General features: G+C 32.2%; 13 protein-coding genes. 7 read left to right on the forward strand and 6 right to left on the reverse strand.

Features of this window, described 5'->3' with window-relative positions; translation table 11 throughout:
* Positions 1–110: 110 nt before the first annotated feature.
* Positions 111–644: a hypothetical protein gene (locus ABD077_RS05255; RefSeq protein WP_343911166.1), complete on the reverse strand. Its 534-nt coding sequence runs from the start codon at positions 642–644 to the stop codon at positions 111–113.
* Positions 645–842: 198 nt separating this feature from the next.
* Between ABD077_RS05255 and dinB the strand changes: the two genes are divergently transcribed.
* Positions 843–1949, forward strand: coding sequence for a DNA polymerase IV (gene dinB / locus ABD077_RS05260; protein ID WP_343911168.1), 1107 nt, complete (start codon positions 843–845; stop codon positions 1947–1949).
* Positions 1950–2012: 63 nt separating this feature from the next.
* Here the strand turns inward: dinB and ABD077_RS05265 are convergent, their stop codons facing one another.
* The 5 genes from ABD077_RS05265 to ABD077_RS05285 form a co-directional block, all read right to left on the reverse strand.
* Entirely contained in the window at positions 2013–2540 is a 528-nt protein-coding gene (locus ABD077_RS05265; protein WP_343911170.1) for a Riean_0653 family protein, read from the reverse strand.
* Positions 2541–2664: 124 nt separating this feature from the next.
* Entirely contained in the window at positions 2665–3810 is a 1146-nt protein-coding gene (locus ABD077_RS05270; protein ID WP_343911172.1) for a methionine aminotransferase, read from the reverse strand.
* 77 nt (positions 3811–3887) lie between these two features.
* Entirely contained in the window at positions 3888–4067 is a 180-nt protein-coding gene (locus ABD077_RS05275; protein ID WP_343911174.1) for a hypothetical protein, read from the reverse strand.
* Between the two features lie 206 nt (positions 4068–4273).
* The gene (locus ABD077_RS05280) at positions 4274–4432 is read right to left on the reverse strand and encodes a hypothetical protein (RefSeq protein WP_343911176.1); all 159 of its coding nucleotides are present in this window, start codon (positions 4430–4432) and stop codon (positions 4274–4276) included.
* Positions 4433–4616: 184 nt separating this feature from the next.
* Positions 4617–6287: a tetratricopeptide repeat protein gene (locus ABD077_RS05285; protein ID WP_343911178.1), complete on the reverse strand. Its 1671-nt coding sequence runs from the start codon at positions 6285–6287 to the stop codon at positions 4617–4619.
* Positions 6288–6633: 346 nt separating this feature from the next.
* Here ABD077_RS05285 and ABD077_RS05290 point away from each other — a divergent pair, with 346 nt between their 5' ends.
* The 6 genes from ABD077_RS05290 (at position 6634) to ABD077_RS05315 (ending at position 13726) form a co-directional block, all read left to right on the forward strand.
* A complete protein-coding gene (locus tag ABD077_RS05290) occupies positions 6634–7299 on the forward strand; it encodes a succinate dehydrogenase cytochrome b subunit (protein ID WP_343911180.1) in 666 nt (221 codons plus the stop codon).
* An 11-nt stretch (positions 7300–7310) separates the two neighbouring features.
* Positions 7311–9326, forward strand: coding sequence for a fumarate reductase/succinate dehydrogenase flavoprotein subunit (locus ABD077_RS05295; RefSeq protein ID WP_343911182.1), 2016 nt, complete (start codon positions 7311–7313; stop codon positions 9324–9326).
* Between the two features lie 10 nt (positions 9327–9336).
* A complete protein-coding gene (locus ABD077_RS05300; RefSeq protein ID WP_343911184.1) occupies positions 9337–10083 on the forward strand; it encodes a succinate dehydrogenase/fumarate reductase iron-sulfur subunit in 747 nt (248 codons plus the stop codon).
* A gap of 119 nt (positions 10084–10202) precedes the next feature.
* The gene (locus tag ABD077_RS05305) at positions 10203–12398 is read left to right on the forward strand and encodes a prolyl oligopeptidase family serine peptidase (RefSeq protein ID WP_343911186.1); all 2196 of its coding nucleotides are present in this window, start codon (positions 10203–10205) and stop codon (positions 12396–12398) included.
* A 178-nt stretch (positions 12399–12576) separates the two neighbouring features.
* Complete coding sequence (locus ABD077_RS05310) at positions 12577–13080, forward strand: holo-ACP synthase (RefSeq protein WP_343911188.1); 504 nt, start codon at positions 12577–12579, stop codon at positions 13078–13080.
* A gap of 52 nt (positions 13081–13132) precedes the next feature.
* Positions 13133–13726: a hypothetical protein gene (locus ABD077_RS05315; protein WP_343911190.1), complete on the forward strand. Its 594-nt coding sequence runs from the start codon at positions 13133–13135 to the stop codon at positions 13724–13726.
* Positions 13727–13728 lie beyond the last annotated feature (2 nt).

A 13728-nucleotide genomic window follows, 5' to 3' on the forward strand; every position in this document is an offset into this window, starting at 1 on the left:
TGAATATTCGTGGTTGTTAATATATAATAATACGTATTTATAGTACTTTTTAAAAAGAACTTAGAATATTATGATAATCTTTAGTAGATCTATTAGAAATAGGAATAATGTTATTTCTGCTCTAACATTACCCCACTTTCTGGAATACAATTTTCATTGCTGTCATCTTCTGTAGTAGAGATTAGATTGACGGCAGCTTTGTCTTTAGCTTTAGCATCGATCTGTAAAATAATATCAAAACCTTGTTTCGTATCCTTGTATTTATCTACTTCTACAGATTTTCCATTATGACTTATAGCAAAAGGCTCTCCATTTGCTTTCACGATTGTGGCTTTACCTCCAACAGTTTTATTACAAGCACCACTACTATAAGTTAGAGTATATTGTATTGTAGTATCCGATACCCATTGAATGGAAAGATTTTGACTAAAATTACCTCCATTTTTTTTGGAACTCTCTCCTTTTTTTGCAGAACTAGTTCCTTGTATAGAATATGTTCTTGGATTCGTGTTGTTAGTGGTAATAATATCGCTTACATTTTCAGAATTAGCAAGATTATTACTAACCGTAGTTTCGTTTGGAGATTTGCTTTCTGATTTACAGCAAATTAATGCAAATAGAAATAGTAGGGCATAATTTTTCATCAGTATTCTGTATTAATTAGTTCAATTTGATAGGGTCTTAATAAGGCAAGATAGGATTTTTATTTGATAAATCTAAATCATAGAGATAGAAACCGTTACGTCATAATTATTAATTTTATAATGTTTCTATAAAATAGACCATTCTATATATCTAAAAAGTACATTAATAAAAGCGGTTTCTATTATTTTTGTGTAGTAATGAAATTGAATAGCGATAGAAAGATCATACACGTGGATATGGATGCATTTTATGCTTCCGTAGAGCAGATGGATAATCCTGAATTAAAGGGTAAACCATTAGCAGTGGGAGGTGGAGGTAAAAGAGGTGTGGTTAGTGCTGCTAGTTATGAAGCACGAAAATTTGGTGTTCGATCGGCAATGCCCGGTTTTACCGCAAGAAAATTGTGTCCGGATTTGTTGTTTGTGAGACCAAGATTTGATAGATATCAAGAAATTTCTAAACAAATTCGAAAGATCTTCTTTGAGTTTACTGATTTAGTAGAGCCACTGTCTTTGGATGAGGCTTATTTGGATGTAACTGTAAATAAAAAGGGTAATCCTAGTGCTTCATTAATAGCCCAAGAAATAAGACAACGAATTTTTGATGAAGTCGGCCTAACAGCATCTGCTGGAATCTCTATCAATAAATTTATTGCTAAGGTAGCTAGTGATTATAACAAACCTAATGGTCAAAAAACTGTAAATCCAGAAGAAGTTTTAGAATTTTTAGAAAACTTGGACGTAAAAAAGTTTTATGGAGTAGGTAAAGTAACTCAAGCTAAGATGTATCAAATGGGAATTTATACGGGTAAAGACTTAAAGGCTAAGTCCGAGGAGTTTTTGGTGGAACATTTTGGAAAATCTGGAGGACACTATTATCGTATTGTTAGGGGAATTCATTTAAGTGAAGTAAAACCTAATAGAGAAAGAAAATCACTTGCCGCAGAGAGAACTTTTAGTGAGAACATTTCTTCTGAAATATATATGTTAGAAAGGCTAGAGAATATCGCAGAAGAACTTCAAAAAAGGTTACAAAGAAGTAAGGTGGCAGGTAGAACAGTTACTTTAAAAATTAAGTATAGCGATTTTACTTTACAAACAAGAAGCAAGACATTACCCTATTATGTAAGTGATGCAGCAATATTATTAGAAACAGCTAAAGAATTGTTGTATCAAGAAAAAATGAGAGATTCTGTAAGACTATTGGGAATTTCATTATCAAACCTGAATACATCTAGCGGTCAGAAAAAGAAAGAAAAGGAGCTGAAGGAGTTTGAAGTAATACAACTGAAATTCGATTTTTAAATAAAAAAAGTCAGTTGAATTACTGACTTTTTAATCTTTTTTATAGTTGAACAATAAAAGTTCTTATTCGTACATGTAAGTAAATGTTCCTTCAGTGATATTGAAATCAATGGGTGATGAAGGGTCAGAAGTTCCATCTGCTGTGGTAAATGAGAAAGTTCCGGTTACAATCTTCGTTGAGGTATTTACCTCTGTTATCTCAATGGTACCATTTCTTGTGGATTCATCTATTTCATTTGTAAGGTCTAAGAAGTCAATAAAATGAGAAGGAGTGGTGTCGAAAATTTCCGGCCCCGTTTCATAAGTACCAACTACGATATCACTCTTTTTTAACCAGATTTTGATTTCTCTAGCACCAACAAGGCCTCCTTGTCGACCAATTAGTAATACAAAGTCTTCTTCTGGAAAGTAGTTAAAAATTGTTGTACTCGATGGTTCGTTATTTCCGAAAGGATTATTCGCTTTGAAATCTTCTCCATTAATTTTAGCAGTCATTGCATAATTAGAATTCTCTGTTGTATCGTCATCATCTGAGGAACAAGATAAGATGGCTAACATTGCAATGATAAGTAAGGTAAATCTAATTTTCATAAAGTTTTTTTACAATTGGTTATGACAAATTTATGTTCAAAAATGATTTTGAACTGTACATTAGTATCATTAGCTATTAAAATGTTACTATCAATTGGTTTTTAGTTTTGAGGTTTTGATTTAGTTAGATTTTGCATAATATTTCAGCAGCACGTTTTAAAGTATCGGCTGTTTTGGCAAAACAAAAGCGTAATACTTTGTCATCTTGTTGGTTCAGATTAAAAACAGACACAGGAATGGAGGCAATTTTATAGTCTTTAGTTAATCTTTCGGAAAAGAGAACATCGCTTTCATCTGTAATCGAATTAAAATTTAATAATTGAAAATACGTTCCAGAAGCGGGTGTAAATGTAAATCTTGATTCTTCTACGAGAGATAAAAACAAATCTCTTTTACTTTGGTAAAAACTTGGCAATTCTTGATAATTTTTTGGTGTTTTTAAATATTCTGCCAAAGCATATTGCATTGGATGATTACTACAGAAGACATTGAATTGATGAACTTTTCTAAATGCTGACATAAGATCTTTTGGAGCTAAACAGTATCCCATTTTCCAGCCAGTTGTATGAAATGTTTTTCCAAATGATGCAGTTATAAAAGAGCGCATTCTTAAATCAGAAAATCTTGCGGCACTCTGATGTTCTTTGTGATCAAAAATGATATGCTCATAGACTTCATCACTTAATAGAATAATATCAGTTCCTTTTAGAAGCCCTTCTAATTGGAGCATATCTTTTTTAGATAAAATGGTTCCCGAAGGATTATGAGGAGTATTTATAATAACCATCTTTGTTTTAGAAGTAATTTTAGAAGCAACTTCTTTCCAATTAATGCTAAAATTTGGAGCTGATAATTGGATGGGCACTACGACTCCTCCAAATAATTCTATAGACGGTTCATAAGAATCATATGCAGGTTTAAAGACAAGGACTTCATCTCCTGGTTGTATAAAAGCGGCAATGATCGTAAATATTGCCTGAGTTGCACCAGAAGTAACCGTTACCTCTGTTTCTGGATGATAAGTACTGCCGTATAAACCATTGGTCTTTTCTGCAATAATATCTCTTAAGGATAATAGACCAGGCATCGGAGCGTATTGGTTATATCCTTTTTGCATAGCCTTAGTAACCAAGCTGGTAAGCTTATGGTCTGCTTCAAAATTCGGAAAACCTTGTGATAGATTAATGGCTTCATACTCATTTGCCATCTTACTCATAATAGTAAAAATGGTAGTAGTAACATTAGGGAGTTTAGTAGGTATGTTTTTCATCTGCAAATCAAAAAGTGAAGGTATAAAAAAACCCTGAAATTTTCAGGGTTGTGATATTACATTGTGAAGTTAGATGTCTAAAAAATATGACAATATCCTTGGTTACATCTGTCTGAAAAATCACCCGAAAAATCCCAACAATCTTGTGACGTTTGACAAGGAATGTTGGTTCTACAATAGTACCCTCCATTAATGGATTGCTTTGCAGCTTTATTTAGTTTTTTAACTTCTTTTAATTCTAAAATTTTTGATAACATAATTTGGTGTTTTTTTAAGTTATAATATTTATCACCTACTCTGTTAAAGGTTTTCGGTTCATCCCTTAAAATCAAACATTAGCTAATACGATTCTGTACTCAAGATATATCAAAATGAACCCTCAGAAAAACAATACATCCGTATTTTTCGAAAAATACGGATGCAAAAAGAGTTGCAAAATAGATACAAGAATTCTCTTGCTTATTTAAAGTATATTGTTGCAGTCGCACATGGTATGATGCGATCCCGTATCTGGTTTTGTAGGATCACAATCACCTCCTTTTATTTTTATCAAAGCATTTTGATTAATCTTAGCAATAGTTAGCTTTTTGAACGAAATCCTGTTTTCTTGTTTTGTTTTCATAATACTAAATTTTAAAATTAGTTATACAATAATATATTCCAATGAAATCTTATATCAAGGTACTTTTATTCAGTTTTAATTCATAGAACAGGTGCCGTATTTTAAAGAAATTAAGGTAAAGTTTAATCGGCTTTTAATGGTGTATATTAAAAGAAGAAAAATTGATATTGGTTATTTTGAATCTCTAGAATTTTTCGTTTTGAAGCTCTATTTTTTTGATATAGTAGGAAGGATTCAATCCAGTTTTAGATTTAAAATGTTTAGTAAAAGAATTGTCAGTTTTATAGCCAATCTCTAATGCTATAGATTTAACGGAAAAGGATCTGAATTTTTTGTCATTTTTTAATCTTTTTAAGGCGTATTCAATCCTTAATTCATTGATGTAATCATTAAAATTGGTTGCTTTATGTTTTTTGATAATCTTTGATAAGTAGGTAGTATTGGTTTTTACTTTTTTAGCCATTGATCTCAGATCACAATCGGTTTGTAGGAAATATTCTTGTTTTTCCAATTTCTCTAAACCATTCAAAACATCTTTTACTTTTTTGTCATCAATTACAAAATCTTTTGTGTCATTGTTTTCTCTAGACTCTAACTGGTTTATTTTTTCTATTAATTGATTAAATTTTAGATTGTTCTTTTTTTGTTTTTGAAAATACTTAAGGACAAAAAAGAGTAAAATCAAACAAACAACTATCAAAATGAAGAACATCATTTTTTTATGGTACGCTTGTTTTATTTCTTCATTCTTAAGTTGATCAATCTGACCTTTTAATTTATCAATGTCCTGATTATAAATTTTTGATATAGTTTGTTGTTTTGCTTCCTGAAATTGATCTCGTAATTTATTTAATTTTTGATACCAGTACGAGGCCTTGTTTGTTTCTCCGATTTCAGTGTAACATTCTGCTAAAAGAATATAAGTTTCAAGAACTCTAATATTTCCCGTATCTTTTTCTTCAAGAATAGATATACTATTGTTTAGATAGGAGATGGCTTGATCGTATTTTTTTTCTTCACGAAAAGTACTTGCAAAAAAGTAATTAAGATTTAGTATTGACTTTTTTTGGGAAATGTCTTTGGTAATAATGATTTCTTCTGCTTTGCGAAAATATTGTAGTGCCTTAGCTCTTTCTTGTGTTTTTAGCGCAACAATTCCTTTTTTGGTATATAAATCAATGGATCCTATCGCATAATCTAAAGGTTCACTAATTGCCAATCCATTGTCGGCGTAATATATTGCAGAATCATACTTTTCTAGATCTAAATGAATCTCACTGATTATAGTATATAATCTAACATGATTTGCAGTGTGTTTATCCTTTGATTTTTTTATAAGTTTTAGTGCATCATCGCATACGTCAAGTGCTCTGTTAAGCTCATTCATTCTTTTTAGAATGATTGCTATTCCAGAATTAGCAGAATATTGATGTTTAATGTTTTTGTATTTGGCAGCAATATTTAATGCATCGTTATAATAGTCTAATGATTTTTGATTTTCCCAATCCTTTAGGTAGGTGTTACCAATTGCTATAAAGTATTTACTTAAAATTGAGTCATTTCCAACAGTTTTAGCGCTACTCACTGCTTTGTTTAAATAATACCTACTGCGATCTGTTTTTCCTTTGTTATAAAAAAAGGTATCTGAAATATCATAATAATACTCTGCTAGAATTGATAGATCTGTAATTCGGTTAGAAATTGCGGTTTCTAATATGATACTTTCTTCGACAGTAGAAGATTCTATATATTTACTAATTTCATTAGCCGATTTGGTTTGTAAACTATCAGGTGTATTAGATTGATTTATTGTCATTAATGTATTTCCAAAACCTAATATGGGTGTTGAAAGCATACAAATAAAAAGTATATATCTTATCAATGAATTAATATATTAAGAGTCTGATCATTTTTTTCAAAAGTACTGTTTTTAGGATTTTGTATTTAGAAGAATTGATGGTCTACTAAATTAGGAATGGTTTTACCATGTTTATTTTGTTAAAATATACTTTTTGATTAAGACTTGATTATTGTTTGTTTAAAGTTACGACCATATTTCAAACGATTTCGTAATGAATACTGAACAAAATTTCGAATCTATTTTAAATTCATTATAAATACTGCATTCCTGTATCAAAATGTTGTTAAAAAGATGTTTGAGCCTTATTTTTGCTAATCAAAAATTTTAAACATTTTTTATAATGAGTGGATTGATAAAATCTTCAATAGCTAGAAAGGTTGCGATGGCACTTTCGGGACTTTTCTTAGTATTTTTCTTATTACAACATTTTACCATCAATTTTACTTCTATTTTTAGCCCAGACACATTCAATGAGTTATCTCATTTTATGGGTACAAATCCGGTGGTTCAGTTTGCTTTGCAACCTGTATTAATTTTTGGAGTGGTTTTCCATTTTATAATAGGATTTGTTCTTGAGTTAAAAAATAGAAATGCAAGAGCAGTTAAGTATGCTAAATATAGTGGTGGAGCTAATTCTTCTTGGATGTCTAGAAATATGATCCTTTCGGGATTAGTGATTTTAGCTTTCTTAGGGTTACATTTCTATGACTTTTGGATTCCAGAAATGGTTCATAAATATGTAGAATTTGCACCAGAAGACCCTACGCGTTACTATCATGAATTGCTAGAAAAATTCGTAAGTCCGGTTAGGACTGGATTATACGTGCTTTCATTCGTGTTTTTAGCATTGCATTTGTGGCACGGGTTTGCTTCTTCATTCCAATCAGTTGGATTTAATAATAAATTTTCTGTTGGAGCAACTAAATTTGCTAAAGTATTCGCTGTTGTAATTCCGTTAGGTTTTATCATCATTTCATTAGTACTTCATTTTAATCATAATCACTAAAAACCACTATTATGTCAATTTTAGACTCTAAAATACCAGAAGGTCCACTGGCAGATAAGTGGACAAAACATAAAAATACAATTAACCTGGTAAATCCTGCCAATAAGCGTAATATCGATGTTATCGTTGTGGGTACAGGACTAGCAGGAGGAAGTGCTGCTGCTACTTTAGCAGAACTAGGATATAATGTAAAGACATTTTGTTATCAGGATTCTCCAAGACGAGCGCACTCTATCGCAGCACAAGGAGGTATCAATGCTGCAAAAAATTATCAAGGTGATGGAGATTCTAATTATCGTCTTTTTTATGATACCATAAAAGGAGGTGATTATAGATCTCGAGAAGCAAATGTATATAGATTAGCAGAAGTTTCTGCGAATATTATAGATCAGTGTGTGGCACAAGGAGTTCCTTTTGCCAGAGAATATGGAGGTTTGTTAGATAACAGATCATTTGGTGGAGTACTTGTTTCTCGTACATTTTATGCTAAAGGACAAACAGGACAGCAACTTTTATTAGGAGCGTATTCTGCGATGAACCGCCAAATAAATAGAGGAAAGATACAAGCATTTAATCGTCATGAAATGCTTGATCTTGTTAAAATAGATGGTAAGGCAAGAGGAATTATTGCCAGAAATCTTGTAACAGGAGAGATAGAACGTCATTCTGCACATGCAGTTGTATTGGCAACAGGAGGATATGGAAATGTATTCTTTTTAAGTACGAACGCAATGGGTAGTAACGTTATGGCTGCATGGAGAGCACATAGGAGAGGTGCTTTCTTTGCAAATCCTTGTTATACTCAAATTCATCCAACTTGTATTCCAGTTTCAGGAGATCATCAATCTAAATTAACATTGATGTCAGAATCTCTTCGTAATGATGGAAGAATTTGGGTTCCAAAGAGGAAAGAAGATGCAGAAGCGATACGTGCAGGTAAATTAAAACCAACACAATTATCTGAAGAGGAGAGAGACTATTACTTAGAGCGTAGATATCCTGCTTTTGGTAATTTAGTGCCTCGTGATGTTGCTTCTAGGGCTGCTAAGGAAAGATGTGATGCTGGTTTTGGAGTGAATAAAACTGGAGAAGCAGTATACCTTGATTTTGCCTCTGCAATACAAAGATATGGTAAAGAAAAAGCATTGACTTCTGGAATTCATAATCCAACTGCTCAACAAATTTTGGAATTTGGAGAAAAGGTTATAGAGAATAAGTACGGTAACTTATTCCAGATGTATGAAAAAATCGTTGATGAGAATCCTTATAAAACTCCAATGATGATTTATCCGGCTGTACATTATACGATGGGTGGTCTTTGGGTAGATTATAATTTGCAAACTACAGTTCCTGGTTGTTATGCGGCTGGAGAAGCTAATTTCTCTGATCACGGAGCAAATAGATTAGGAGCTTCTGCATTAATGCAAGGTCTTGCAGATGGTTATTTTGTATTACCGTATACAATAGGAGACTATCTTTCTCATGATATTAGAACTGGTAAAATTCCAACGGATACACCAGAATTTGATCAAGCAGAGAAAGATGTAAAGGAAAGAATTGAAAAATTAATGTCTGGGTCAGGAGAGCATTCTGTAGATTATTACCATAAAAAATTAGGTAAAATCATGTGGAACAAATGTGGAATGTCTCGTAATGAAAGTGGGCTAAAGGAAGCGATTGACGAAATATCTGCTTTAAGAGCGGATTTCTGGAAAAATGTAAAAGTACCGGGTACTGCTAATAGTATGAATCCTGAATTAGAAAAAGCAGGTAGAGTTGCTGATTTCTTAGAACTAGGAGAATTATTTGCTAAAGATGCTTTGGATAGAAATGAATCTTGTGGAGGACATTTTAGAGAGGAATCTGTAGAACAGTCTGGTGAACAAAAAGGAGAGGCATTAAGAGATGATAAAAACTTTAAGTACGTATCTGCTTGGGAGTATAAAGGAGAACCAAAAGACGCTGTACTTCATAAGGAGGATCTTGTATTTGAAAATATTGAATTAAAAACACGTTCTTATAAATAATAAAAAAGCTATGAATCTTACATTAAAAATATGGCGTCAAAAAGACGCTCAATCCAAAGGAAAGATAGTAGAATATCCAATTTCAGGTATTGAAGGAGACATGTCTTTTTTAGAAATGCTAGACGTGTTAAATGAAGAGTTAATTAATAAAGGAGAAGAGCCTGTGGTATTTGATCATGATTGTAGAGAAGGTATTTGTGGATCTTGTTCTTTACAGATAAATGGAGAACCACACGGACCAGATCGTTTGATTACGACTTGCCAGCTACATATGAGAAAGTTTAATGATGGTGATACGATCTTTATTGAACCATTTAGAGCTAATGCTTTTCCTGTGGTAAAAGATCTTATGGTAGATAGAAGTGCTTTTGATAGAATTCAGCATGCGGGTGGATATATCTCTGTAAATACTTCAGGAAATACGATAGATGCTAATGCTATTCCGGTTAATAAAGAAAATGCAGACGATGCATTTGCTGCAGCTACTTGTATTGGATGTGGTGCTTGTGTAGCAGCCTGTAAAAATGCTTCTGCAATGTTGTTTACTTCGGCAAAAGTCTCTCAGTATGCATTATTGCCACAAGGACAGGTGGAGGCCACTGAGCGTGTATTAGCAATGGTAAATCAAATGGATGAAGAAGGTTTTGGTAACTGTACTAATACGGGTGCTTGCGAAATCGAATGTCCGAAAGGAATATCTTTAGAGAATATTGCACGTATGAATCGTGAGTATTTAAAAGCAAGTGTGAAAGGATAAACTTCAGTCATATAAACATAAAAAATCCCAAATCAGAAGAGATTTGGGATTTTTTTATGGTAACATTTTTATGTATCGTAACATTAATAAAACGTAACAATTAATTATTAAATCAATTTATGAAACACTTATGTCTATTAATAGTATTTGTTTTTTGTATAAACTGTACGAAAGACTCTAAAGGCGAAGAAAAAGCTTTTCGATATCCTGAAGCGCCTTCTATTCCAGTCAAAGAAACGTATTTTGACACCATTATCAATGATGAATTTCGAAATCTAGAGGATTTGAAGGATTCTACGGTGCAAAAATGGTTTCGGGAAGAAGGTGAGTTTGCTGATAATATTCTAAACAAGATTTCGGGGAAGAAAGAGTTGATAAAAAAAATGATAGAGTACGATAGTAGAAAATCATATAAAGTATCTAATATTCAAATTACTGAAAAAGATGAGTATATATTTTTGAAACAAAGAGCGGATGAAGATATCGCACGGTTGTATTATCGAAGAAGTTTTGATAGTGAAGATGAGTTGCTTTATGATCCTAAAAATTTTAAGCCTGATCTGGGAAATACGTATGTAATTAATTACATAAAACCGAGCTGGGATGGATCTCATTTAGTTGTTGCTATGACTCATAGTGGAGCTGAGATTTCTGAGATGATTATTATTGATATGAATACTAGAGAATCTCTACCGCAAGTTATTGATCATTGTTGGCCATCTGATGGAGGAGGTGTTAGTTGGCTTCCTGATAATAGTGGTTTTATGTATTTATATTATCCTGAAATAGATCATACGTCAGATAAGTTTTTAAAAGATATGAAATCGGTTCTATATAAACTTGGAGACGATCCAAAAGATCTAAATATAGTTTTGAGTAGAGAAACTAATCCAGAATTAAAATTATCACCTGAAGATTTTCCAATTGCTTCCATTCAATCTAAAAATGATAAATATGTATTTGGATATATTGGTGGAGCGACTGCCTATCAGGATTGTTATTTTGCAGAAATGATAGATTTGGATAAGGGTAGATTTGAATGGAAACCTCTTTATAAAAAGGAGGATAAAGTAGGAGAAGGAGTATTCAGTGGAGATGATTTTATCTTTATGTCTGCTAAAAACAAACCTAATTTTAGACTGTTAAAGACCTCTATGAATAATATAGATCTTAAAAATTCGAAAGAGTTAGTAAAACAAAAAGATGACGAAGTTTTAAGCAGCTTCGGAATAACTTCTGATGGATTGTATTATACTACAATTAAAAATGGAGTGCAAGGGAAGTTATACTTTAAAAATAATAATAAGGATATTGAAATCAAATTACCAGAAACAGCAGGTCGTTTAAATATAGATTTTAAAGGAGTTAATTCTTCTGAAATTTGGGTCACCTCCATGGGATGGAAAAATGATAATACTCGTTATAAATTTGAAGCAAAGACAAAACAGTTTACAAAAGAAAATCTGGCAGAAGAGGCCGAATATCCAGAGTTTAAAGATTTTGTTGTAAAGGAAGTAATGGTTACTGGGCATGATGGAGAAGAGATACCTTTATCTATAATACATAAAAAGGATATTCAATTAAATGGAAAGCATCCAACTTTATTATTAGGGTACGGTTCATATGGGATTTCTTATCGACCGTTTTTTTCTCCAACCAGACTAACTTGGGTAGAAGAAGGAGGTATTTTTTGTATTGCCCACGTAAGAGGTGGAAGAGAGAAGGGAGACAAGTGGTACCAAGGAGGTAAAAAGCTTACGAAACCTAATACTTGGAAGGATTTAATTTCTTGTACAGAATATATGATCCAAGAAGGGTATACCTCTAAAGATAAGACAATTATTCATGGAAGGAGTGCTGGAGGTATTCTTATTGGAAGGGCTATGACGGAAAGACCAGATTTGTTTGCTGTGGCAGTTCCTCAGGTAGGTATGATGAATCCATTAAGAAATGAAGTGACTCCTAACGGTCCAAATAATACAAAAGAGTTCGGAACTAGTAAAAAACAAGTTGAATGCAAGGCCTTGATAGCAATGGATGCTTATTTACATCTTAAGAAAGAAACAAAATATCCTGCAACCTTGATTACTACAGGAATGAATGATCCGAGAGTAATTGCTTGGCAGCCAGGTAAGTTTGCGGCAAAATTACAGGCTTTCAATACTTCAGACAAACCAATTGTTTTTCATGTTGATTATGGATCCGGACATGGGATAAATGATACAAAATCAAAACAATTTGAGCAAATGGCAAATGTATTTGCCTTTGCTTTTTGGCAAGTTGGACATCCAAATTATCAATTGCAAAAGGATTAGTATTTTTTAGGGTAACATTTATGGCATTAATGATATAAACTTATAGTTAAGAGACAGTCATAGATGGTTTAGAAATAATTCTCTTACTATAAGACTTATAAAAACTATTTTTTGTTAAACGCTAGATAACTCCAAACCAACTTTGGTTTGGAGTTTTTAACCCCTAAATAATTGCCTTATGATAAGAATATTGTTTTGTTTAGTTATACTTTTTACTATAAGTATAGGTTGCGGCCAAAAAGACGTTATCAATCCAGATTTGGTGAAAGATATTATTGCATTACATTCAGATGAGGAAAAAAGAATTTTTCTTGAAGAAATGCGTATTTCCAATCAAAAATTGCGAAATAATATAAAACATATCGAGTCCGTTTATGGTTATAATAGTAAAGAGAGATCAAAAGCACTTAGAGAAAAAATTAAAGAGGATAAGATTAACTTGCAAAAAATAGAACTATACTTAGAAAAGTATGGGCATCCATCTCCTGAATTACATGGAGAGCTAGCAGTTAAGACTCCTTATATAATTTTATATGATTGTAGTAACCTAGAATCTAAACAGAAAAATTTCGAATATTTATATAGAGCCTATAAGAAAGGTGATCTAATGCCTAATAGTTTTGCAATGTTTCTAAGTAGTTATTACAATGATCAATTCGACGAAAAACATTACCTGCCGTAGTGACTACAATGACACATCGCTTTTCTTTTGAAGTTATTATAGTAAACTATAAATGAACTTCAAGCCATATATTGTACAAAAAACAGTAATTTTCTTTATATTAATTTTAGTTTTCAGCGGTTGTAAAGAAGCACGTGTCTCTTCTGAAAAAGATTTTGCAAAAGAAGTAAAAAGCTTAAGTGCTATTGATCTCCAAAAAGAATTTCTGGAGGAAATATATAAAACCGATCAAGAAACTAGAAATGCATTGAATGATGCTAGACTCACATATGGATATGATAGTGCTGAAAAAAAAGAGGTACAACAAATAATGGTGAATAATGATCGAAATAATTTTCAAAAGATAGAATTGTACCTACAAAAATACGGACACCCAAGTATAGCCGAACATGGAGAGAAAGCGTCTAGAGCACCTTGGATTGTAATTCATCATACCAGCGATATAGCATCCAAAGAAAGAAATTTCACCTATTTATACGAAGCATACAGAAAAGGAAACCTAGAATCTGGTAGTTTTTCCTTGTATCTTGGAAGATTACATCGCACAAAATTTGGAAATCGATTTACTTTGCCCAACCCATATAGAGAGGAACAATTGATTGACTCACTGATAACAAGGCTTGGTTTGGTAGCTAAAGAGTATTAAGT

The sequence above is a fragment of the Aquimarina litoralis genome (genome assembly GCF_039523995.1).
Lineage (GTDB): Bacteria > Bacteroidota > Bacteroidia > Flavobacteriales > Flavobacteriaceae > Aquimarina > Aquimarina litoralis.

Coding starts and splice junctions, on each gene's coding strand:
- ABD077_RS05255 (WP_343911166.1), bottom strand. CDS start 644: ATGAAAAATTATGCCCTACTATTTCTATTTGCATTAATTTGCTGTAAA.
- dinB (WP_343911168.1), top strand. CDS start 843: ATGAAATTGAATAGCGATAGAAAGATCATACACGTGGATATGGATGCA.
- ABD077_RS05265 (WP_343911170.1), bottom strand. CDS start 2,540: ATGAAAATTAGATTTACCTTACTTATCATTGCAATGTTAGCCATCTTA.
- ABD077_RS05270 (WP_343911172.1), bottom strand. CDS start 3,810: ATGAAAAACATACCTACTAAACTCCCTAATGTTACTACTACCATTTTT.
- ABD077_RS05275 (WP_343911174.1), bottom strand. CDS start 4,067: ATGTTATCAAAAATTTTAGAATTAAAAGAAGTTAAAAAACTAAATAAA.
- ABD077_RS05280 (WP_343911176.1), bottom strand. CDS start 4,432: ATGAAAACAAAACAAGAAAACAGGATTTCGTTCAAAAAGCTAACTATT.
- ABD077_RS05285 (WP_343911178.1), bottom strand. CDS start 6,287: ATGCTTTCAACACCCATATTAGGTTTTGGAAATACATTAATGACAATA.
- ABD077_RS05290 (WP_343911180.1), top strand. CDS start 6,634: ATGAGTGGATTGATAAAATCTTCAATAGCTAGAAAGGTTGCGATGGCA.
- ABD077_RS05295 (WP_343911182.1), top strand. CDS start 7,311: ATGTCAATTTTAGACTCTAAAATACCAGAAGGTCCACTGGCAGATAAG.
- ABD077_RS05300 (WP_343911184.1), top strand. CDS start 9,337: ATGAATCTTACATTAAAAATATGGCGTCAAAAAGACGCTCAATCCAAA.
- ABD077_RS05305 (WP_343911186.1), top strand. CDS start 10,203: ATGAAACACTTATGTCTATTAATAGTATTTGTTTTTTGTATAAACTGT.
- ABD077_RS05310 (WP_343911188.1), top strand. CDS start 12,577: ATGATAAGAATATTGTTTTGTTTAGTTATACTTTTTACTATAAGTATA.
- ABD077_RS05315 (WP_343911190.1), top strand. CDS start 13,133: ATGAACTTCAAGCCATATATTGTACAAAAAACAGTAATTTTCTTTATA.